General features: G+C 69.9%; 23 protein-coding genes. 15 read left to right on the top strand and 8 right to left on the bottom strand.

Going from position 1 to position 21,721, the window contains the following annotated elements:
* The first annotated feature begins 118 nt into the window (after positions 1–118).
* From ATM97_RS31880 to ATM97_RS31870, 3 genes are read left to right on the top strand one after another with little or no spacing between them, the layout of a single operon-like run.
* Positions 119–808: a hypothetical protein gene (locus tag ATM97_RS31880; protein ID WP_218721926.1), complete on the top strand. Its 690-nt coding sequence runs from the start codon at positions 119–121 to the stop codon at positions 806–808.
* Positions 801–953 carry a hypothetical protein gene (locus ATM97_RS31875; protein ID WP_218721925.1) on the top strand — a complete coding sequence of 51 codons (153 nt, stop codon included), beginning with the start codon at positions 801–803 and terminating at the stop codon, positions 951–953. The genes ATM97_RS31880 and ATM97_RS31875 overlap by 8 nt, the downstream gene beginning before the upstream one ends.
* A 23-nt stretch (positions 954–976) precedes the next feature.
* A complete protein-coding gene (locus ATM97_RS31870) occupies positions 977–1,243 on the top strand; it encodes a hypothetical protein (protein WP_218721924.1) in 267 nt (88 codons plus the stop codon).
* A 55-nt stretch (positions 1,244–1,298) separates the two neighbouring features.
* Here the strand turns inward: ATM97_RS31870 and ATM97_RS31865 are convergent, their stop codons facing one another.
* The 3 genes from ATM97_RS31865 to ATM97_RS31855 form a co-directional block, all read right to left on the bottom strand.
* Complete coding sequence (locus ATM97_RS31865; RefSeq protein ID WP_218721923.1) at positions 1,299–1,505, bottom strand: hypothetical protein; 207 nt, start codon at positions 1,503–1,505, stop codon at positions 1,299–1,301.
* 992 nt (positions 1,506–2,497) lie between these two features.
* Positions 2,498–3,799, bottom strand: a complete 1,302-nt coding sequence (locus ATM97_RS31860; protein WP_218721922.1) for a hypothetical protein — start codon at positions 3,797–3,799, stop codon at positions 2,498–2,500.
* 92 nt (positions 3,800–3,891) lie between these two features.
* A complete protein-coding gene (locus tag ATM97_RS31855) occupies positions 3,892–4,410 on the bottom strand; it encodes a hypothetical protein (RefSeq protein WP_218721921.1) in 519 nt (172 codons plus the stop codon).
* Positions 4,411–5,014: 604 nt separating this feature from the next.
* Here ATM97_RS31855 and ATM97_RS31850 point away from each other — a divergent pair.
* From ATM97_RS31850 to ligA, 4 genes are all read left to right on the top strand, one after another.
* Entirely contained in the window at positions 5,015–6,241 is a 1,227-nt protein-coding gene (locus ATM97_RS31850; protein ID WP_218721920.1) for a cysteine desulfurase family protein, read from the top strand.
* The gene (gene mnmA, locus ATM97_RS31845; RefSeq protein WP_218721919.1) at positions 6,241–7,356 is read left to right on the top strand and encodes a tRNA 2-thiouridine(34) synthase MnmA; all 1,116 of its coding nucleotides are present in this window, start codon (positions 6,241–6,243) and stop codon (positions 7,354–7,356) included. Before ATM97_RS31850 ends, mnmA begins: the two co-directional genes overlap by 1 nt.
* Positions 7,357–7,617: 261 nt before the next feature.
* Positions 7,618–8,634, top strand: a complete 1,017-nt coding sequence (locus tag ATM97_RS31840) for a methionine synthase (RefSeq protein ID WP_255588720.1) — start codon at positions 7,618–7,620, stop codon at positions 8,632–8,634.
* A 141-nt stretch (positions 8,635–8,775) separates the two neighbouring features.
* Positions 8,776–10,872, top strand: coding sequence for an NAD-dependent DNA ligase LigA (ligA, locus tag ATM97_RS31835; protein ID WP_218721949.1), 2,097 nt, complete (start codon positions 8,776–8,778; stop codon positions 10,870–10,872).
* A gap of 51 nt (positions 10,873–10,923) precedes the next feature.
* On the opposite strand, the gene ATM97_RS31830 is transcribed toward ligA, so the two are convergent.
* The gene (locus ATM97_RS31830) at positions 10,924–11,274 is read right to left on the bottom strand and encodes a hypothetical protein (protein ID WP_218721917.1); all 351 of its coding nucleotides are present in this window, start codon (positions 11,272–11,274) and stop codon (positions 10,924–10,926) included.
* A 217-nt stretch (positions 11,275–11,491) separates the two neighbouring features.
* Between ATM97_RS31830 and ATM97_RS31825 the strand changes: the two genes are divergently transcribed.
* The 3 genes from ATM97_RS31825 (at position 11,492) to ATM97_RS31815 (ending at position 13,640) form a co-directional block, all read left to right on the top strand.
* Positions 11,492–12,676, top strand: coding sequence for an ATP-binding protein (locus ATM97_RS31825; protein ID WP_308248694.1), 1,185 nt, complete (start codon positions 11,492–11,494; stop codon positions 12,674–12,676).
* A gap of 28 nt (positions 12,677–12,704) precedes the next feature.
* Positions 12,705–13,052 carry a hypothetical protein gene (locus ATM97_RS31820; protein ID WP_308248693.1) on the top strand — a complete coding sequence of 116 codons (348 nt, stop codon included), beginning with the start codon at positions 12,705–12,707 and terminating at the stop codon, positions 13,050–13,052.
* 66 nt (positions 13,053–13,118) lie between these two features.
* On the top strand, positions 13,119–13,640 hold the full coding sequence (locus tag ATM97_RS31815) for a GNAT family N-acetyltransferase (protein WP_218721914.1): 522 nt from the start codon (positions 13,119–13,121) through the stop codon (positions 13,638–13,640).
* Here the strand turns inward: ATM97_RS31815 and ATM97_RS31810 are convergent.
* Entirely contained in the window at positions 13,633–14,283 is a 651-nt protein-coding gene (locus ATM97_RS31810) for an amino acid-binding protein (RefSeq protein ID WP_218721913.1), read from the bottom strand. The genes ATM97_RS31815 and ATM97_RS31810 overlap by 8 nt on opposite strands.
* Before the next feature lie 215 nt (positions 14,284–14,498).
* On the opposite strand from ATM97_RS31810, the gene gatC reads away from it, so the two are divergent.
* Both gatC and gatA read left to right on the top strand, forming a co-directional pair.
* A complete protein-coding gene (gene gatC, locus ATM97_RS31805; protein ID WP_067493225.1) occupies positions 14,499–14,795 on the top strand; it encodes an Asp-tRNA(Asn)/Glu-tRNA(Gln) amidotransferase subunit GatC in 297 nt (98 codons plus the stop codon).
* Positions 14,792–16,279, top strand: coding sequence for an Asp-tRNA(Asn)/Glu-tRNA(Gln) amidotransferase subunit GatA (gatA, locus tag ATM97_RS31800; RefSeq protein WP_218721912.1), 1,488 nt, complete (start codon positions 14,792–14,794; stop codon positions 16,277–16,279). The genes gatC and gatA overlap by 4 nt, the downstream gene beginning before the upstream one ends.
* 53 nt (positions 16,280–16,332) lie before the next feature.
* On the opposite strand, the gene ATM97_RS31795 is transcribed toward gatA, so the two are convergent.
* Together ATM97_RS31795 and ATM97_RS31790 are read right to left on the bottom strand one after the other, a co-directional pair.
* The gene (locus tag ATM97_RS31795; RefSeq protein ID WP_218721911.1) at positions 16,333–16,767 is read right to left on the bottom strand and encodes an SRPBCC domain-containing protein; all 435 of its coding nucleotides are present in this window, start codon (positions 16,765–16,767) and stop codon (positions 16,333–16,335) included.
* A gap of 40 nt (positions 16,768–16,807) precedes the next feature.
* Positions 16,808–17,575, bottom strand: a complete 768-nt coding sequence (locus tag ATM97_RS31790; protein ID WP_218721910.1) for a hypothetical protein — start codon at positions 17,573–17,575, stop codon at positions 16,808–16,810.
* A 165-nt stretch (positions 17,576–17,740) separates the two neighbouring features.
* Between ATM97_RS31790 and ATM97_RS31785 the strand changes: the two genes are divergently transcribed.
* Both ATM97_RS31785 and ATM97_RS31780 read left to right on the top strand, forming a co-directional pair.
* Positions 17,741–18,904: a sensor histidine kinase gene (locus ATM97_RS31785; protein WP_218721909.1), complete on the top strand. Its 1,164-nt coding sequence runs from the start codon at positions 17,741–17,743 to the stop codon at positions 18,902–18,904.
* A gap of 39 nt (positions 18,905–18,943) precedes the next feature.
* Positions 18,944–19,609, top strand: coding sequence for a response regulator transcription factor (locus ATM97_RS31780; RefSeq protein ID WP_218721908.1), 666 nt, complete (start codon positions 18,944–18,946; stop codon positions 19,607–19,609).
* A 10-nt stretch (positions 19,610–19,619) separates the two neighbouring features.
* On the opposite strand, the gene ATM97_RS31775 is transcribed toward ATM97_RS31780, so the two are convergent.
* On the bottom strand, positions 19,620–20,516 hold the full coding sequence (locus tag ATM97_RS31775) for a hypothetical protein (protein ID WP_218721906.1): 897 nt from the start codon (positions 20,514–20,516) through the stop codon (positions 19,620–19,622).
* Positions 20,517–20,712: 196 nt separating this feature from the next.
* Here ATM97_RS31775 and ATM97_RS31770 point away from each other — a divergent pair.
* Positions 20,713–21,721: serine/threonine-protein kinase (locus tag ATM97_RS31770; RefSeq protein WP_218721904.1), on the top strand; the 1,009-nt coding region annotated here is incomplete at its 3' end.

Below are 21,721 nucleotides of genomic sequence, written 5' to 3'. Positions count from 1 at the left end.
ATGGCGGCGGTGCGCGCTGCTCGTGCAGGGCGCGCTCTGTCGACTCCGGGAACGGGTTATCAGCCACACCCTCCAGTAGTTTCAGCCGAGAAGCTTGTCTAGGACGAACAGGTGTCGGATGGGCGCTAACTCTTCGGCGCGGCGCGGCGATGTCATGCCTATGTTGACCAGACCGGATGATCTCTGCAAGGTTGTGGAATACGCCAACTCGCTCGGTCTCGAACCGCGCGAGGCTGAGCGCCGATGGGACCATGTCGGCGGTGTGATCGTCGATGCCGCGCTGCAGCCACGGACGAAGTACAAAACCGTGGTCCTCCCACGGGTTCGCAAGGTGATCGCGCAGTGGCCGGACGCGGCTGTGCTGTCGGGCTTTCGGCGCCGACTGGAATCCGATGTCCTGTCAGAATTTCTCGGCTGGCGCCCGACATCACGCAAGCTCACCGTCGTCACCGGCCTCACCTCGGCGCTGCAAGCAATGGGGATCGAGACGGTGCAGGAGTTGGCCGCCTGCTACGACGGGGGTGACCGTGAACAGTCGACGCGGCGCGCTCTGCGCCAGGTCAACGGTGTCGGGCCCAAGACCGTCGACTACATCGCGATCTTGACCGGCTCGACCGGGCATGTCGCTGTCGACACCCACATCGTCGGCTTCGTTCGCGCCGCCGGTGTCCCGGGTGGTGACTACCGTGCGATCAATGCCCTGATTACCCAAGCTGCCAGCGAATTGGGTTGCAGTGCAGGGGCCCTCGATGCGGCAATCTGGAACTACATGAGCGGCAGCGATCGACGAGGGGGCACCGATGCGTGAACTGCCCCAACTTCCACCGCGTGGCCGGCTCTATCTCGCCACCGGCACTTCGTACCGGAAGGCGTTGAAGGACTACTTCAACCAGGAGGGCAACGCGAAGGTCTGGGTCATGGACTACGGCTACCGCGCTGGCGATCTATCCTGACCACCATCCCGACCGTCCCGCGGATGTTCATAGCGCTCGAAGTCGCGGCGGCCGACGGCACTGCGGGGCCCCACATCGCGGTCGACTGGGACCGCAGCGTCGAGTTCCGCAACGGCATCCTGGCTGATGCGGTCGCCCAGCGCGCAGGGATCGACACATTCGACTTCCAGTCCTACTACACGGGATCGGAAGCTCGACGCATCCGCAAGGCCCTCGACGAGGAATACCGGCTGGACCGGCCTTGGTTCACTCCCGAGCGCTGGACTGACCTGCACGACAAGCGGAAGTAACCTGAATGACCAGCTGCTCCCTTTCACGGCCTGTCCGGTGCTACTTCCGTCGCATTCAGGTCCCCGGCGGCGAGGATGCCGCCGTGGCGGCGACGTCGTGATCGCGCAGCAGCCGCAAGACGGTGGCCGGTGAGGGGTGCTGCCCCTTCTTCTTGCCCGCGTAGGTGCCCTGGCGTGCGGCGGTGGCCTGACTGGGTCCAGCCGCCGGATTCGGCTCGTGACCGCCGACCACGACGGCGGCTTTCGTCCAGCGATCCGGCATTCCCGGGTGATCTCGCGGCAGATCACGGTCACCCGACCGCTTCTGCTGGTCAAATCGCTTCTGCCTGGTCAAATACCGGGCTCGCAGGACCTTGTGGATGATTTCTTTGACCGGCTCGGGCAGCCGCGCGCCGCCGGATGAGCGGCGCGGCAACAAGTCCGACGCCACCCCGTTGCCAGCGCATACACCTGTCGTTGAGTGACACCGAGCTCCTCGGCGGCCTGGTCGGCGGCCGCGACGCTCACCCGGCCCGGCTCCGCGAGAGGACCGATGACCTTCGCGCGGCCACCACGATCTGCCAACCGCGTTAGGATGCGTTCCGAGTAACCGATAAGGCGTGGCCTCAAAGGTCATTTGCGCTGCTAGACCAATCCTGACGACAGCACCAGCCGCACGAAGCGGGCGTGCGAGAGACTCCATCTCCACTAGAGTCCCTCGAAGTCCAATGCGCAGAAGGTTATCGGCCATGGCCCGCGCTTGCGGCAGCGAGAGTGACTGGACCTGGGCAGCACGCGCATTACCGCGGCTGGCGGGACGCTCGCGGCCGCTAGGTCGAGCACGCTGGGGCCGTTGGCCGCCAGGATCGCCGCGCGAACACTGGATGGCGGCGGCCCGAAATCACACTCGTACCACTCATTTCCACAGCTCGGGCAGGCTCCGTGAAGATCCCACTCATGTCTCCCGCCCGCGAGAATCTCGACCACGGTGGCGTCGGCAAGTGTTCCACACGTGATGCAGTCCTCCGGGTAGGGAGCAGACTCGACCACGGTGTCCATGTGCCGAACCTAGATCGGAAGCCGATCGGACGCCAACCATACGGAAATGCCGCGACGCGGGCGTTCTGGAGCCGCCACGGGCTCGGCCAGCCAGTGCACGCGCATGCCGCGTAGTGCGCTTACGCGTGGAGGTACTCGCCGCTATTCTGACGGCCAACGATGCGCTGACCGGTTGAGACCAAGTTCGATTTCCGATCAGCGGAGATGGTCGAGCCGTCACTCTCTGTCGCGATAGGCGAGCAGGATCCCGAGATTGTCCGCCGCGGCGTTGTTCCCGGCCTCGATGGCCTTGCGGAACCAGGACTCGGCCTCGGCTAGATCACCACGCTGTTCGAGCAGGATCCCGAGATTGCGCATCGCGGCGCTGTTCCCGGCCTCGGCAGCCGTGCGGAACAGTATTGCCGCGACGGGTGTGTTGTCGCGGCGGTATGCGGCGACACCGACTGCGAGCAGGGTGTTGGTGTCGCATTCGTGGGTCGCGTCGTGCCAGTAGGTGTTGGGGATGAGGCGTGGTGTTCGGTGGTGTTGTCCGTCGTCGGCTGCGGTGAGGTAGTCGAAAGCCCGGTAACCGCGGGTGTCGTCGTCGAGGAAGCTGGTGTGCAGCGCAGCGGTGCGGCCGGCGCCGGGGGGTGGTGTACGGGCTTCCTGGATCGCGGTGTGCAGACTTGCGGTGGTGGCGTCGAGATAGGCGTGGGTTGCGCGTAGCTCGCGTAGAGCCAGGTCGGTGAGGACGGGTTCGGGGATGGGTTCGGGGCGTCCGATGCGGGCCCAGTCCACTGCGATCGCGATCACCGTGAACATCGCGGGGTCGGCGGCCCGGGCGTCGTCGTAACGAGCCAGCAATTCCGGCGCCCCAGCCAGTCCCTCACCCAGCCCGTACCGCTCCCCGCCATACCCCGGATACGCACGATCGGCGGCCTCGCATTCGTCAGCGTCGTCGCTGGTGGAGGCCAGGTCTATGGTCACGGCTTGCTCGAGCAGCATCCGGGTGTCCTGTCCCAATTCACCACCACCACGTAACTGGGCGCGCATCTCCGAACGCAATGTCGCCACCACCACCGTCGACCCCGGCCGCGCCGAGAGCCGGGCCAGCACCGCCGGAGTCAACCCGGTCGTACCGGTGAGGTATTCGTGCAGATCATCGAACCACACCACCAGCGGGTCGGTGCTGGTGGCGATCCGTGGATGGGCGGCGAGCTCACCGACCCCGTCGGTGACCGGCCACACCACCCGCGCCCCGGGATCGTGCACGCGTACGGCTTCGAACAGGGTGCGGGTCTTGCCCGCCTTCGAAGGCCCGACCACGACCACCAACCCCTCACCGGTGAGGGCTTCGGCCAGGCGGGTGTCGACGTCGTGGGCGGTGCGGGGCAGGTAGGCGTCGCGCAACCCGTACTCGCCTGAACGGCCGAATACCGAACTCGTCGACCCCAACCGGTACGGGTCGAGATCGGCGATCGTGGGCAGATCCTCGATCCCGTAGACCCGTACCAACTCCCGCACCGTCCGCACCGGCATCGAGCCTTGTTCACCGAGATTGAGCGTGCCGATGGTGTTCCCGGACAGGAGGTTCCCGACGACGGGGGTCGGGGGCGCGGGGGTGCCGGGATTCAGTCCCGCGCGGTGGTGGGGTCCGGCGACTCCGGGAAACCCACCCGCACTTTGGAGAACTCCGCGGCCCCGGCGATCGTGGTGTTACGGACACGTACCCCGTCACCGGCGGACTCGATGTCGGTGACCGTGAGTGCATCGGCCACCAAGTTGTCGATATCAAGACCGACCACGACCTGCGGGGCATGCTCGCGCACGGCCTGCAGTACCGCGGCCGCGGCCTGCCCGAGCTCGGTATCGCTCGCGGCGCCGGCTTCGTCGAGGTCTTCGGCCAGCGAGTCCTTCTTCGGTTGCGAGGTCGGCTTCTTCTCCACCGCTGAGACATCAACATCGGTGTACTTGCGTGAGAGCAGACTCTTCAACCCAGCGTAGGCATCCTTGACCACCTGCGTCGCGGTATCGCTCACCCCCGCGACCGCGCCCGCCGCGATCGCCGAAACCACCACTGCCGTAATCGGATCCATACCCGCGATCCTGCCACTCCCGCCCGGCACGGTGCATCTATACGTCGTCCACACCTGCCCGCGTTCGAGAAACGGTCGTCGTTTCCGAACGCTCCGGAAAGGACGCGTCCGTGCCCCCGGGCTATGACGGTACTCCGGACCACCGGCGCACATCCTGGGACAGCTCCATACCCTTTCCAGTGAAATGACGGACACTGCATCGATCTCGAACACGCAACGTCCGCGTACCGTTCGGGCAGGGGGATTAACGATGCCAGATCCCGGGTGTTGGCCGGATGGTGGCGGCGATAGCGGCCATTTTCCGGGTTCCGGGTGGCCGGGCGACCGCGCCACGCTGCTGGCGGATGACGTCTTCTCCGGTCCGCTCAGGTCGGCCACTTGCATATGGTGGTCGGTCGTCCTTGAAGTCGACGATCTTTTGATGCTCTGTTGTCTCTCGTGCTCTTGGTCCTCGGTCCGGAGCTGCGGGTCCTACGCCGGTTGCCATCCTTCTCAGCCGAGTCGGCTCGACCGTCTCACGGGCTTCTCACCCGCCGACTCGGGAATCAGATAGGTGATACACGTGTTGAAAATCCTGGGTAAATCGTAGAAAAATCGTAGAAGGCAGGGGTGGACCCCGAAGATGACCAGGTCAGCGGTGGTATAGGCTTTGTCGGTCATGAAGTCGGCTTACACGGGTCCGGTCAACGGTGCGCCCAAGACGGTCTACCTCGACCACGCGGCCACCACTCCGATGCTGTCGGCCGCCGTCGAGGCGATGACGGCCGCGCTGACGACGGTGGGTAATGCCTCGTCGCTGCACGGATCGGGCCGGGCCGCGCGGCGGGCGCTGGAGGAGGCGCGCGAGTCGATCGCGGCCGAGCTCGGTGCCCGGCCGTCCGAGGTGATCTTCACCTCCGGGGGGACCGAGAGCGACAATCTGGCCCTCAAGGGCATCTTCTGGGGGCGCAGGGCGGGCGATCCGCGGCGCACCAGGATCGTCACCAGCTCCGTCGAGCATCACGCGGTCCTCGACGCGGTCGAGTGGCTGGAGAAGCACGAGGGCGCGCGGGTCAGCTGGCTGCCCGTGGACGCCGAGGGCGTGGTGTCGCCGCAGGCGCTGCGCGAGGTGCTCGCCGAGTACGCCGACGAGGTCGCGCTGGTCAGCGTCATGTGGGCCAACAACGAGGTCGGCACGATCCAGCCGATCACCGAATTGGCAGCTGTCGCCGAGGAATTCGGCGTCCCGATGCACAGCGACGCGATCCAGGCGGTGGCCCAGATCCCCGTCGATTTCGGCGCGAGCGGCCTGGCCGCGCTCAGTGTCGCCGGACACAAGGTCGGTGGCCCGCACGGCATCGGCGTGCTGCTGCTCGGCAGGCAGGTGCCCTGTGTGCCACTGGTCCACGGCGGTGGCCACGAGCGCGACCTGCGCTCGGGCACCTCCGACGTGGCCGCGGCGGTCGGCTTGGCCGCGGCGCTGCGCGACGCGGTGGGTGAGCTGCCCGCCCGCGCCGAGCACCTGCGCGCGCTGCGCGAACAGCTGATCGCGGGCGTGCGGGACGTGGCGCCCGAGGCGGTCCTCAACGGACCGGCCGGCGAGCGCCGCCTGCCCGGCAACGCCCACTTCACCTTCCCCGGCTGCGAGGGCGACTCGCTGCTCATGCTGCTCGACGCCGCCGGCGTCGAATGCTCCACCGGGTCGGCCTGCAACGCGGGCGTGGCCTCACCCAGTCATGTGCTGATCGCGATGGGCGTCGAGCCCTGGCAGGCCCGCAGTTCGCTGCGGTTCTCGCTCGGTCACACCTCGACCGGGGCCGATATCGAGACATTGTTGACCGTTCTGCCGCAGGTCATCGAACGGGCCAGAGCCGCGGGCCTGGCCGGCGCTAGAGGAGGTGCCTGATGCGAGTACTCGCCGCGATGAGTGGTGGCGTCGATTCGGCGGTGGCCGCGGCGCGGGCCGTCGACGCCGGCCACGAGGTGGTCGGGGTGCACCTGGCGTTGTCCGCGACGCCGGGCACGCTGCGCACCGGATCACGCGGTTGCTGCTCCAAGGAGGACGCCGGTGACGCGCGTCGCGCCGCCGACGTGCTCGGCATCCCGTTCTACGTCTGGGACTTCGCCGACCGCTTCAAAGAGGACGTAATCGACGACTTCGTCGCCGCCTACGCCGCGGGCGAGACCCCCAACCCGTGCCTGCGCTGCAACGAGAAGATCAAGTTCTCCGCCCTGGCCGACCGCGCGCAGGCGCTGGGCTTCGACGCGGTGGTCACCGGGCACTACGCCCGGCTCGACGACGGCGTGCTGCGCCGCGCGGTCGACGCCGACAAGGACCAGTCCTACGTGCTCGCGGTCCTCACCGCCGAACAGCTGTCGCGCGCGATGTTCCCGGTCGGGGACACCCCGAAGCCGCGGATCCGCGAGGAAGCCGCCGAGCGCGGCCTGGCCGTGGCCGACAAGCCCGACAGCCACGACATCTGTTTCATCCCCTCCGGCGACACCCGCGCCTTCCTCGGCGCCAAGATCGGCATCCGGCCGGGCGCGCTCGTCGACTCCGACGGCACCGTCCTGGGCGAGCACGAAGGCGTGCACGGCTTCACCGTCGGCCAGCGCAAGGGCCTGGGCCTGACCCACACCGCCGCCGACGGCAAGCCCCGCTATGTCACCGGCATCGATCCCGATTCCGGCACGGTCAGGGTGGGGTCGGTGGCGGACCTCCAGGTGGACGTCGTCACCGCCGATCGCGCCGTCTGGACTTCCGGCGTGCGGCCGGACGCGCCGGTCGAGTGCGTCGTGCAGGTGCGTGCGCACGGTGGCACCGCGCCCGCCGTCGTCACCCCCGAGGGCGACGGTTTCGTCGCCCGCCTGCGTGAACCGCTCACCGGTGTCGCCAAGGGCCAGGCGATCGTGCTGTATCTACCCGATGCCGAAGGCGGGGACACCGTGGTCGGCAGCGGCACCATCAACGGCACCGACCGTGCGGGTGTCGCGGCGGACGCGGCCGACGCTTCGGTCTGATCGCCGCGTGCCGCGCCGGGACGCGGTCGTCTCGGTGAGTAGGGGTCCTCGGGGCCGACAGCGGTCGTCGCGGTGGCGCGGGGCAGGATGGTGACCGGCGGTCCGTGCGTCGCACGAATCGGTGCGGTGCGGTCCGTGGCGCGTGATGTTCGCACCGGCTCGGTGGCGACGGCGTTCGATGAATCGAAAGGTGTTGAGCGCGTGACATTGTGGCGCAGCGAGAACTCGCAGGAGACCGCCGCACCGGAGCCGGTCGTCCCGCTGTCCGGCGGCACCGCCACAGCCATCGGCTCGTGGCCCGGCACCGATCCGCGCGAAGCGGCCGCGACGATCATCGGCGAACTCCCCGATCTCCCGCACCTGGTCGAGCTGCCCGATCGCGGGGTCGGCGCCGACATGATCGGCCGGGTCTCGGCACTGCTCGTCGACCTGCGCTTCGATTCCACCACCCGCGGCTATCGCCTGGCCGCCCGTCCAGGCGCGGTGTCGCGCCGCGCCAGGGATCTGCTGCACGAAGATCTCGACGCCATCGAAGAGGCCTGGGAGACAGCGGGTCTGGTCGGCGCGGGCCGCGTGGTGAAGATCCAGTCGGCGGGCCCGCTCACCCTCGCCGCCGAGGTCGAGCTGCCCGGCGGGCACCGCATCCTCACCGATTCCGGTGCGGTGCGTGATCTTTCGGAGTCGCTTGCCGAAGGGCTGGCCCGGCACGCCGCCGAGGTCGCCCGCCGGCTCGGGGCCCAGGTGGTCGTCCAGCTCGACGAGCCCCGGCTCACCACGGTGCTCGACGGCTCCCTGCGGGGCCCCAGCATCCTCAACACCATCCGCGCCCTGCCCGAACCCGAGGCGCTGCACATCCTCGATACGGTGATCGCCGCGCAGTCCGCGGCGGTGCTGGTGCACACCTGCGCCGCCCGGCCCGCTCTCACCACGCTGGGCCGCACCGCCGCCGCCGCGATCTCCTTCGACGCGGCCACGATCACCACGACCGATCTCGACGCCCTCGGCGAGATCCTCGACTCCGGCAAGAAGATCGCCCTGGGCCTGACCCCGACCACGGCCCCGGCGGCGCCACCCACCTGGCGCACTATCGCCGAACCCGGCGTCCGCTTGATCGACCGGCTCGGTTTCGCGCGGCGGGTGCTGGCCGAGCAGATCCTGGTCACCCCCGCGTGCGGCCTGGCCGGCGCACCGCTGCCCTGGGCTCGCACGGCCCTCACCCTCACCGGTGAGGTCGCCCGCGCCTTCGCCGAGGAACCGGAGTCGATCTCGCTCGACTGAGTCGCGGGCCGGCACGCGCGGGGATCGCGTGTCCGTCTGCCGGTGAGCGCCCCGGAATGAGCCCGCGACGTGCGGGAACGATGGCCGGAAGTGTCGGTGGGCTCGACTACTCTTCGACGGGTGAGTGACAGCGTGGTTTCCGTGGGCGCCGAGCCGGTGGGCGCGACCCCCGAGCAGCGGGTGCAGTGGCAGCGGCTGGCGGACGAAGTGCGTGAGCACCAGTTCCGCTACTACGTGCGTGACGCGCCGATCATCTCCGACGGTGAGTTCGACACCCTGCTGCGGCAGTTGCAGGAACTCGAGGACGCGCATCCCGATCTGCGCACCCCCGATTCGCCGACCCAGCTCGTGGGCGGCGGTTTCGCCACCGAGTTCACCGCGGTCGACCATCTCGAACGGATGCTCTCGCTCGACAACGTCTTCGACTACGACGAGCTGCGCGCCTGGGCGAGCCGGGTGGAAGCCGAGACCGGGCCCGGCCTGCACTACCTGTGCGAGGTCAAGATCGACGGCGTCGCGCTGAACCTGGTGTACGAGAACGGCAGACTGGTGCGCGGCGCGACCCGCGGCGACGGCCGCACCGGCGAGGACGTCACGCTCAACGCGCGCACCATCGAGGACATCCCCGCCGAACTCACCCCCAGCGCGGACTTCCCGATCCCGGAGCTGCTGGAGGTGCGCGGCGAGGTCTATTTCCGGCTCGCGGATTTCGAGACCCTCAACGCCCAGATCGTCGCCGAAGGCAAACCGCCGTACGCGAACCCGCGCAACACCGCCGCCGGCTCACTGCGCCAGAAGAACCCGGCGATCACCGCGCAGCGCAGGCTGCGGATGATCTGTCACGGCTTCGGCCGCATCGAGGGCTACCGGCCCGCGTCCCAGCACGAGGCCTATCGGGCGCTGGCGGCCTGGGGTCTGCCGGTCTCCGAGCACACCCGCCTGGTCGAGGGCATCGACGCGGTCATCGAGCGGGTCGCCTACTGGGGCGAGCACCGCCACGACATCGAACACGAGATCGACGGCCAGGTGATCAAGATCGACGAGACGGCGTTGCAGCGCCGCCTCGGCTCCACCTCCCGCGCCCCGCGCTGGGCCATCGCCTACAAGTACCCGCCCGAAGAGGCCACGACCACGCTGCTCGACATCGAGGTCAACGTCGGGCGCACCGGCCGGGTCACCCCGTTCGCGGTGATGGCCCCGGTCTCCATCGCCGGCTCGACCGTCGCCATGGCCACCCTGCACAACGCCTCCGAGGTGAAGCGCAAGGGCGTGCTGATCGGCGACACCGTCACCATCCGCAAGGCCGGCGATGTGATCCCCGAGGTCCTCGGCCCGGTCGTCGACGCCCGCACCGGCGACGAACGCGAGTTCGTGATGCCGACCCACTGCCCGGCCTGCGGCACCGAACTCGCTCCGGCCAAGGAGGGCGACGCCGACATCCGCTGCCCCAATCAGCGGCACTGCCCGGCACAGCTGCGCGAACGCGTCTTCCACCTGGCCGGCCGCGGCGCCTTCGACATCGAAGCCCTCGGCTACGAGGCCGCCAACGCGCTGCTCACCTCGGGTGCCATCACCGACGAGGGCGATGTGTTCACCCTCGACGAGCAGGCCCTGCTCGGGGTTCCGCTGTTCACCAAACAGGACGGGACGCTGTCCGCCAACGGCGCGCGCCTGCTGGAGAATCTGAACGGGGCCAAGGACACGCCGCTGTGGCGAGTACTGGTCGCACTGTCGATCCGGCACGTCGGCCCGACCGCGGCCCGCGCGCTGGCCGCCGAATTCGGGAGCCTGGACCGCATCGAAGCGGCGACCGGGGAGGAACTCGCGGCCACCGACGGTGTCGGCCCGACCATCGCGGCCGCCGTCGTCGAATGGTTCACCGTCGACTGGCACCGCGCCATCGTCGACAAGTGGCGTGCGGCCGGCGTACGGATGGAAGACGAACGCGACGATTCCATCGAGCGCACTCTCGACGGCCTGTCCATCGTCGTCACCGGCTCACTGCAAACCTTCACCCGCGACGGCGCCAAGGAGGCGATCCTGCTGCGCGGCGGTAAGGCGGCGGGCTCGGTCTCGAAGAAGACCGCGTTCGTGGTGATCGGCGAGGCGCCCGGCTCGAAGGCGGCCAAGGCCGAGGAACTCGGCGTCCCCATCCTCGACGAGGACGGCTTCCGGCTCCTGCTCGAGTTCGGACCCGCCGCGGTCACCCCCGCGCCGGAGCTCACCGAGGACGAGTAGCCGCCGGCTCGGGGTCCGCCGCGGTACGGCGGATCACCGCGGTGTCCGCGCTCAGTGCGGCGTGACGGTGACGGTGTTGCCGATCTGGGTCTTCATGTCGAAGCTCGAGCACTGCCCGTTGCTGATCTCGACATGGCGCGTCGGCCGCTTCTTGATGTTGGTCTGGATGTCGACGGCCACGTGCGTCCCCGACATCGAGCACACCTTCGACACCGGGCCGTCGGTGTAGGACACCGACCCGGCGCCCTGACAGGAATTCGTCTCGTTCCCGAGGAACACGCGCGCGGTCCCGTTCGGGCACGGATCGGCCACCGCGCTCGGCGCGCTCAGCACCACCGGCACCACGGCGCCCGCGGTCACCGCGGCGACGACAACTCCGCGAACCATCATCCGAACAGCCATCCCGCGCACCCATCCTCGTCCGACTCAGCCCCGCGGACCGGGCGGTCGCGGTGCCCAGCATGCTAATGCGTCCAGGCCGGACACGCCCGGCCACGGCCGATCCGCCACGGACCCGACACCCGCCGTCGTCGACGCCTACCGCGTGCACGGGTCCGCCGTCGCCTAGTCTTGCGAAGGATCTCGGAGAGGCGGACGACCCTTGCTGCGTAGTTTTCAGGTGACCAATCACCGATCGCTGGCCGAGGCGCAGCAGTTGCGGTCGAGCAAAGGCGGCGGCAGTCCGGTCGCGGTGCCGGTGACCGCGGTGTACGGAGTGGCGGCGTCGGGGAAGACGAGCCTGGTCGACGCGCTCGCACAGATGCGGGACGCGGTGTTGCATTCGGTGAGCGGGTGGGACCCCTACGCGGGGCCGGTGCGCAGGCCGCATCTCGGATTCGCGGACCGGCCCACCGAATTCGTGGCGGGGTTCGTGGCCGAGGGGGTGCCCTATACCTACGGGTTCCGGCTCGACAACGCCGATGTGATCGCGGAGTGGCTGTACACGCATCCGCGCTCGCGCAAGCGGATCGTGTTCGAGCGCAACGGTGACCAGGTCAAGATCGGCCCGATGTTCGAGGCGGCCCGCTACGGCGTGGCGGCGCTGGTGCCGCTGGTGCGGCCGAACGCGTTGCTGCTGAGCCTGGCGGGGCAGATGTACGCCGAGGCGCTGGTGCCTGCCTATCGCTGGTTCGCGGCGAACCTGCGGGTGCAGCAGGGCGAGGCGGGCGTCGAGGAGCTCGCGCACGATCTGGGCAGCCACATCTCGCGCTCGCCCGACAACGCGGCGCGGCTGCTGATGCTGTTGCGGACAGCGGATCTGGGCATCGAGGATCTGCTCGTCGCCGAACACGATCCGATGTACGCGGACTATCTGCGCGACCTCGACGCCGAGATCGGCGCGCTGGCAGCCCGACTCGACCACGGCGGCGCCGAGCCGATCCTGCTGGAACGGGAACTGAGCACCCTGCGCGCTGCCCGCGACGCGCTGTACCGGCGGATGGTGGACCGGCGCGGGGCCGGGTTGAGCCTGGTGCACGAGGGCATCGACGTGCCGTTCGAGCTCGCCGACGAATCCACTGCCACTCGATCGCTGCTGCGGGTGCTGCCCGCCATGCTCGAGGCGCTCGACACCGGCCAGGTGCTCGCGGTCGACGATCTCGGCGCGGGCCTGCCGGTGGAGGAGACCGACCGGCTCGTGCAGCTGTTCCAGAACCCGGAGACCAACGCGCGTGGCGCGCAACTGATCTACACCACCGCCCAGCGCGCGCTGATCGACCGGGGCAACGGCCGCTCGCAGCGCACCAGGGCCGCGGTCTGGCAGCTGCGCCGGGAACAGGGCGTCAGCGAGCTCACGCCGCTGTGACATTCCCGCGGGGCCTACCATGGGCGGCATGCTCGAAGTGGTGATGGCCGCGGCCATGGTGACGATGCTGGTCGTGACGATCGGCGCCGTGGCCGCCCACCGGATCGGCCGCGGCGGGGGCGCGAACCAGGAACAGGGCTCGCTCTACATCACCGGAGTCAGCCCGCTGCCCGCGATGACCGGCGAGCACTACGTGACCATCACCGGCACCCTCATCGGCCCGTCGGTGCCCGGCGTGGTGGTGTATCGGCGCTTCGCCTGGGACGCCGCGCAGTGGCCGTCGATCGGCGACCAGCTGCTGGTCGTCTACTCGCCGCGCAACCCCGACAACTGGGTGGCCCAGCATCCCGGTCTGCGGTCCTACCTGGGGTCCTGAGCTCACCATCCCGGTGAGACATGGGTGAGTTTCAGATCACAGCGGGCCGGGTGGGATCATGCCCGGATGCAGGGTAACGACCATCAGACCCCCGGGAGCGGCCTCCGGATCCGGACCGCCCGCCCCGAGGAATTCGCCGCTATCTCCGCGCTGACCGTGCAGGTGTATGTGGGCGACGGCTACGTCGACGAGGACGACGGCTACGTCCGGGAGCTGGGCGACGTCGCGCACCGGGCCGCCGAGGCCGAGGTGCTGGTCGCCGTGTACGACGGCAAGGTCGCCGGGTCGCTCACCGTCGCGAAGCCGGGCACGCCGTACGCGGAGATCGCGTTACCGGGCGAACTGGAGTTCCGGATGCTCGCGGTGGCCAAGGACGCGCGTGGCCTCGGCGTGGGCACGGCGTTGGTGCGCACCGTGATCGACCAGGCGCGTGCCGGCGGCTACGAGGCGGTGGCGCTGACCACCATGGGCACGATGGTGGACGCGCACCGGATCTACGAGCGGTTGGGGTTCGTCGGTGTGCCGGAACGTAATTGGTCGACCCACGACGGACTGCAGCTGTATGTGATGCGGCTCGCGCTCAGCTGAGCACGGTCGCGACGATGCCGGCCAGATAGCCCAGCCGCGCCACTTCCGACGGGCGGAAATCCGGGCCGCCCGGACGACCGAGCAGCAGCGACTTGCCGGTGTTGCCCAGCGGGGCGGCGGCCAGCTTGGTGTCCATGTCGCGCCAGATCTGCGGTACCCAGTCGGCTTCGCCGTCGAGCCACGACGGCTTCTCCAGTGGCATCCACGGTGCCGAACCCGCTTGCGTCTCAGGGGCACTCGGGCTGCCGACCACGCGGTAGGCGCCGCCGGGGCTCATGCCGATGATCGTGGACCAGCCCACCCGCAGGACCCGCGGCACACCGTCGACGAGCACCTGCAGGCGATCGTCCCGCGCACTGGCGACCTGATCGATCAGCTCGAGCTCGCGGTGGGTGTCCAGGACGCCGGAGTAGGGCCGGATCGAGTCGACGCTCACGTCGTGCACGGACTCCGCGGCGGTGATGAGGGTGTCGGGCAGCGCGCCGGTGGGCACCTCGACCACCAGATCGTCGATGGCGAAACCGGCGCCACGCTCCACGACGTCGAGCGAGAGGATGTCCGCGCCGACCCCGCCGAGGGCGAGTGCCAGGGAGCCGAGGCTTCCCGGTCGATCCGGAAGTTGCACGCGGAGCAGGTATGACACGTGCGTTCCTTTCCTAGGCGGCCGGGGCTGTTCGACACGAATACCCGGTGACGCAATACTTACACCCCCGAGCGCGGGCTATCGAGTCGAAGTATGCGCCCCTGGGCGCGACATGCGCGAACTTTCGCGCGAGGCGGGTGCGTCCGGCCCCGTCACCCGCCCTCGATAGGCTGTGGGCAACTAGTTCCCATACCTAAGCCGAAAGGGGTCCCGCGGTGCCCGCAATCTCCCGTGACGAGGTCGCTCACCTCGCCCGGCTGTCCCGGCTGGCGTTGACCGACGCCGAACTCGACCAGTTCGCCGGTCAGCTGGATTCGATCCTCAGCCACGTGCGGACCATCTCCGAGGTCGCCGCCGACGTCCCCGCCACCGCGTCGCCGAACCCGACGACCAATGTGACCAGGCCCGATGTGGTCGTACCCGGTCTGACTCCCGAGCAGGCGCTGGACCAGGCGCCCGCCGTGGAAGAACAGCGTTTCCTGGTCCCGCAGATCCTGGGAGAGGGCGAATGAGCGAGTTGACCCAGCTGTCGGCCGCCGAGCTGGCGGCCAAGATCCACGGCGGCGAGGTGTCCTCCACCGAGGTCACCCGCGCGCACCTGGATCGGATCGCCGCGGTCGACGGTGAGCTCAACGCGTTCCTGCACGTCGCGGGGGACGAGGCGCTGGCCGCGGCCGCCGTGGTCGACGCCGCGCTGGCCGCCGGCGAGACGCCCGCCTCGCCGCTGGCGGGAGTTCCGTTGGCGCTCAAGGACGTTTTCACCACCACGGACATGCCGACCACCTGCGCCTCGAAGGTGCTGGAGGGGTGGATGTCGCCCTACGACGCGACGGTCACCTCGCGGCTGCGCGCCGCGGGCATCCCGATCCTGGGCAAGACCAACATGGACGAGTTCGCGATGGGCTCCTCCACCGAGAACTCGGCCTACGGCCCGACCCGCAACCCGTGGGACACCACCCGCATCCCGGGTGGTTCCGGCGGAGGTTCGGCGGCGGCGCTGGCCTCGTTCCAGGCGCCGCTGGCGATCGGCACCGACACCGGCGGCTCCATCCGTCAGCCCGCCGCGGTCACCGCGACGGTCGGCGTGAAGCCCACCTACGGCACCGTCTCGCGCTACGGCCTGGTCGCCTGCGCGTCGTCGCTGGACCAGGGCGGTCCGTGCGGTCGCACGGTGCTCGACACCGCGCTGCTGCACGAGGTGATCGCCGGCTACGACCCGCGTGACTCCACCTCCCGTGACGTGCCGGTGGCCCCGGTGGTCGCCGCGGCCGAGCAGGGCGCCAACGGCGACCTGACCGGCGTGCGCGTCGGCGTGGTGCGCGAATTGCATTCCGACAGTTACCAGCCCGGCGTGCTCGCTTCCTTCGACGCCGCGGTCGCGGTGCTGAAGGAACTGGGCGCCGAGGTGATCGAGGTGTCGTGCCCGAACTTCGAATACGCGCTGTCGTCGTACTACCTGGTGATGCCGTCGGAGGTGTCGTCGAACCTGGCGCGCTTCGACGCCATGCGCTACGGCCTGCGCGTCGGTGACGACGGCAGCCACAGCGCCGACCAGGTGATGTCGCTGACCCGCGAGGCCGGTTTCGGTCCCGAGGTGAAGCGCCGCATCATCATCGGCACCTACGCGCTCTCGGCCGGCTACTACGACGCCTACTACGGTCAGGCGCTCAAGGTCCGCACGATGATCGCGCGCGACTTCGACGCCGCCTACGAGCAGGTCGACGTGCTGGTCTCGCCGACCAGCCCGTTCACCCCGTGGAAGCTGGGCGAGAAGGTCGACGACCCGCTGGCCATGTACCTGTCGGACCTGTGCACGCTGCCGACCAACCTGGCCGGGCACTGCGGCATGTCGGTGCCGTCGGGCCTGTCGGCCGACGACAACCTGCCGGTGGGCCTGCAGATCATGGCCCCCGCGCTGGCCGACGATCGCCTGTACCGGGTGGGCGCGGCCTACGAGGCGGCGCGCGGCGCGCTGCCCGCGCCCGCGGGCCTCTAGCGTCGGAACCGAGCGGGTGCGCTGGGCCGAATCGGCCTGGCGCACCCCGTTTTTCAGATTTCGGTCGCGCGCTTGCCGACGCCGGCGGTCATCGCGGCGAAACCGGCGCGCAGATGCTTGCCGAGGGCGAGTTCGACGACGGGGCTGAGCCAGCCGGCCAGGGTGAACCGCGACTCGTAGCGGGTGCGGTTGGGGCCGAGCGCGACCACGGTGTGCGAGCGCAGGCTGTGCAGGGCGCCCAGCGGCACCGGCTTCATCGTGTAGCTGAACTCGGTGCCCGGGGTGTGGCTGCGGATCCACTCCCGCTGCGGGCGCCGGTTGGGGCCGAGTTGCACCCGCATGTCGATGGGCGAGCCGGGTTCCAGCGTGGTCGCCGCCTCGTAACAGAAGGTGTTCCATTCGCCGTAGCGGTCGAAATCGGTGAGCACCCGCCACACCGTCTCGGCGGGGGCGTCGATCTCGATCGTTTCGTCGATAGTGAGGGCCATGCGGAAAAACTAGGACATGTTCTAGTTTTCGGCAACCGGGTCAGACCAGCCGCCGCCTGCGCTTGCGCAGGGCGTCGATGATCACCGCCGAGGCCGCCGTCACCGCGAACAGGCCGAGCACGGTCCGGGCCAGCGGCCACAGGTTCGGGCGGTCGGCCGGGTCGGTCGTGGCGAAGACGTTCTCCACCACCGGGGCGCCGTACTCCTGCCTGCGCGAGTTCACGTCGACCGCGGTGAAGGCGATATCGGCCATCACCCCGCAGCGGGCCCGGGAGAACTCGTCGTCGCGCGACTCGCAGGCCGTGTGGATGCGCCGGTTCAGCGCCGCGTCCACCGCGCGCCGCGCCCACGGGCCCAGCGGCTCGTCGACCCGTTCGGCGTAGCGCAGCATGTCGTAGCCCAGGTCGTGGGCCTTGCAGGCGGGGCCGAACTCGGCGGGCAGCGTCACCGGGGACGAGCAGCTACCGTTCGGGTTGACCAGCAGGCCGTCCTGCTGGGCCGGGTCGTAGCCGAACTTGTAGCCGAAGTCGCGCGGGATCAGCGCGGTGGCGTCGGGGTCGTCGTCGGTGAGCGCGCGCACCACCGCGGCCGCGGCCGCGTTCTCGGTGCCGCCACCGGGCGTGGTGCCCATGGCGCCGGGCGCGGACATGACGACGGCGGCGGCCATGGCCAGGCCCGCGGTACACAGGGCGACACCGCTGCGGCGGCGATGCGCGGCTTCGGCCGGGGTACCGGTGTTCGACGAGGCGGCGGAGACGGCGGTACGGGCACGGCGAGCGGCGGGTACCTGGCGAAGCGGGGTGTTCATGGCCTCCGACGATAAGGAGCGGGTCCGGTGGCGGGCATCCCGCTGTGGACCGGTTCTCGGGGCGCGCGGGCGGGTGACCCGGCGCCGGGGTCACACCAGGGTAGGGGGTCCGAAATCGTTCGTGGGTATGAGGTCCGCTGACCGGACGGTTCGTAGGCTCGAGCCATGCCCGGACAACTGCGCCCCGTCGCGCGCCGCATCACCGCTCGCACGTGGTTCGACCTCGCGACGGTCGCGGTCGCGCTGATCCTGTACAGCGTGGCCTGGCCCACCCTGTTCGTCACCCACGACGTGCCCGCGGGCCTGGCCCCGCTGCTGGCGGCGATGGCGGTGTTCCCGATCCTGTTCGTGCGGGTCAACCCGGCCCTGGGCTGGGCGATCTCGGCGGGCGCGGCGCTGCTGTTCTCGATCGCCATGACGCCGCTGCCCGACAACGACCTGCCGTTCCAGGTCGTGCACGTCATCGTGCTGTTCGTGCTGCTGTTCGCGGTGGCGCTGCGGGCGGCGGTACCGATCATCGTGGTGGCCTGGGCGGCCCAGTCGATGCTGTTCGCCACCACCATGCCCGGATCCGCCGACGGGCCGCTGTGGGGCTGGGTGGTCGGCTTCGGCGCGCTCGCGCTGTTCGGGTACCTGCTGCGCACCGTGGTCGCCTCGCGCCGCAAGCTGGAGCGCCAGGAAGAGGTCACCGAGCTCGAACGCGCGCGCAGGGCGATCCTGGAGGAGAAGGCGCGCATCGCCCGTGACCTGCACGACGTGGTCGCCCATCACATGTCCATGGTGGTGGTGCAGGCGCAGACCGCGCCCTACCGGATCGACGATCTCGACCCGGCCGCGCGCGCGGAATTCGAGTCCATCGGCGCCACCGCGCGCACCGCGCTCAACGAGATCCGCGGGCTGCTCGGGGTGCTGCGCAGCGACGGTCAGCTGCCCGAGCACGCGCCGCAGCCGCGTGCGGCCGACGTGCCCGAGCTGTGCGCCTCGGCCCAGCGGGCGGGTCTGCCGGTCGAGTGGAGTGTGCGCGGTGAGCTGGCGGCGGTGCCGGAGACGACCGGGCTGACCGTCTACCGGGTGGTGCAGGAGTCGATGGCGAACTCGGCCAGGCACGCGCCGGGCGCGCCGGTGCACGTCGCCGTCGCGGTCGATCCCGGGATGGTGATGGTGACCGTGCGCAACGCGGCCGCGGCGGCCGTCGGCGGGCCCGGCGCGGGCGGCGGACACGGGATCGACGGCATGCGGACCAGGGTCGAGGCGGTCGGCGGCGAGCTGGCGGCCGGACCCACTCCGGACGGCGGGTTCGAGGTCTCGGCGAAACTGCCCACACCGTAGGCCCCTTCGCCTCGTCCGCGCGCCCATTAGGGTGGTCGAGTGGCTATTACCGTTTTGATCGCCGACGACCAGGCGATGGTGCGGCAGGGTTTCGGCGCGCTGCTGGCCGCCCAGCCCGACATCAGCGTCATCGGTGACGCGCCGGATGGCCGGGTCGCGGTGGCCGAGGCCAAGCGGTTGCGCCCCGACGTGGTGCTCATGGATGTGCGCATGCCGGAGATGAACGGTCTCGACGCCGCCCGGGCCATCCTCGCCGCCGGCTTCGATCCGCCGGTGCGGGTGCTGATGCTGACCACCTTCGACATCGACGACTACGTCTACGAGGCGCTGAGCTTGGGCGCGAGCGGGTTCCTGCTCAAGGACGCGCCCGCCGAGGAACTGGTGCGCGCGGTCCGCGTCGTCGCCGACGGTGAGGCGCTGCTCGCGCCGACCATCACCCGTCGCCTGATCGCCGATGTCACCCGCAGGCGCAACACCGTGCGCACGCCCGCCGCCCCCGCGCTCACCTCGCTGACCCCGCGCGAACGCGAAGTGCTCGAGCTGGTGGCCAAGGGCCTGTCCAACACCGAGATCGCCGAGGCGCTGTTCGTCGCCGAGCAGACCGTGAAAACCCATGTCTCCAAGGTCTTCTCGAAGCTCGGCCTGCGCGACCGGGCGCAGGCGGTGGTGCTGGCCTATGAATCCGGCCTGGTCGTCCCCGGCTGAGCCGGTGCGCTCAGCGCGGGCAGACGCCGCCGCGCAGCTCCGGCAGGTGCCGCGACAGCAGCAGCGCCATCCGGTCCAGCAGCGCGGTGGTGTCGTCGAAGGTGCCCGAATCCGCTTGCGCGGCAAGAGCGACCGCCAGCAGGCCGCTGCCGACCGGCACCAGCCCGAACTGGCGCACCGTGTAGACGCCGGTGTCGTCGTCGGGGCCCCAGCCACCCTTGAACTCGGTGCCGTCGAGCTGACCCAGCCCCCAGCCCTGCTCGGGGGTGATCTCGCCCATCAGCTGCCGGACCAGCTCGGTGTGCGGCAGGCAGGGCAGGCGCGAGGCGAAGCGGACCTGATTGGCCAGCGACCATTCGGTGCCGCCGAAGGACGTGTAGTCGAGTTCGGTGCGCAGATTCTCCTTGCCGGTGGAGATGTCGCCCGCCTCGTCGAGGACCTCCTGCACGGCCTCGGCGGCTTCCTCGCCGTCGCCCAGGGATTGCCACAGGCCCTCGGCGGCGTCGTTGTCCGACACCGTGATCGCGGCCTGCACCATCTCGAAGATGGACTGGTCCTGATCGTGGCGCAGCGCGGCTACCGCCAACGGGACCTTGATCGTCGACCAGGCGATGCCGGTGGTCCAGTCGCCGTAGATCGTCATCCGGCCGCCGCCGACCGGCATCAGCGCCATGCCGACCTGGCCCGGCAGTTGCGCCTGCAGCTGGGTGAACTCCGCGGCCAGCGAATCGGGCAGCATGATGGACAGGCCGGGGTGCCAGGCGTCTTCGCTGTTCACCGTGACCGTGGGCGCGCTCACGGCGGTCGGGGTACCCGGCAGGGCACACGAGGCGGACAGCGCGGCCGATGCCAGCACCACACACTGCAGCAGCCTGCGACAGGCAGCCGCCTTTCCGGTCGACTTCACCACCGAATCCTCCCCACCACCCACTGCGCGTCGGCGCCCTGCTCCGGCGGTGCAAACTACTCGTCGAGCGCGCCCGGACAATACCGGACGACCGTTAGCAAGTTTCACCGATTTTCGGCGAGAATTCGAATGAACGTGGTCACACCGCTGCGCGGGTGCCATGCTGGTCCGCCACAGGCGCCGGAAGGGGGTCGCAGTGCTCGACATCGGTGAGGTGTTCGCCGGGTTCACCATCGAGCGGATGCTCGGCCAGGGCGGCATGGGCACGGTGTATCTGGCGCGGCATCCGCGGCTGGACCGGTTGACCGCGCTCAAGCTGCTCAACCGCGATCTGTTCGCCGACGAACGGGTGCGCGCCCGCTTCGAACGGGAAGCGGATCTGGCGGCCGGGCTCGATCATCCCGGCATCGTCACCGTCTTCGACCGCGGCACCGAGGGCGAGCAGCTGTGGATCAGCATGCAGTATGTCGACGGGATCGACGCGGCGACCGTCGATCCCATGACACTGCCGCCGGAACGGGCCGTGCAGATCGTCGAAGGGGTCGCCGACGCACTGGATTACGCGCACAGCAGGGGAGTGCTGCACCGGGACGTGAAGCCGGCCAACATCCTGTTGGCCCGCTCCGGCGGCGGTCAGGGCGAGCGGATGTTCCTGACCGACTTCGGTATCGCCCGCCTGCGCGCCGATTCCACCCACCTGACCCAGCAGGGCATGTTCACCGCGACCCTGGCCTACGCCTCGCCCGAACAGATGACCGGCGCCGAACTCGACCACCGCTCCGACCAGTACTCCCTGGCCTGCGCTCTCTACTGGCTGTTCACCGGCATCGCCCCGTTCGACTCGCCGGACCCGAACGAGATCATCCGCGGCACCCTCTACCTCAACCCGCCGCCTCTGGCCCTGCGCCGCCAGGGCCTGCCCCCCGCCCTGGACGCCGTCCTCGCCGCCGCCATGGCCAAACACCCCGCGGCCCGCTTCGATTCGTGCGCCGCCTTCGCCAAAGCCGCCCGCCAGGCCCTGACCTCCAACACCCCGCCCGCCCTGCCCCGGCCCCCGGCCAACACGCCCGCCTTCTACCCACCCGCCCCCGTGGGCCCCTACCCCCCGCACGCCCCCGGCTACGGCCCCAACCCGGCCCAGCCGATCCCTCCCGCGCCCCAGCCCCCGTGGCGCCCACCCCACCAGGCCCCGGTCCCCGCCGCAC

This window comes from Nocardia sp. MH4 (genome assembly GCF_019266065.1).
GTDB classification, from domain to species: Bacteria; Actinomycetota; Actinomycetes; order Mycobacteriales; family Mycobacteriaceae; genus Nocardia; species Nocardia canadensis.
The sequence above is the reverse complement of the archived record's forward strand: the minus strand, read 5'-3'. Positions and strand labels throughout refer to the sequence as shown.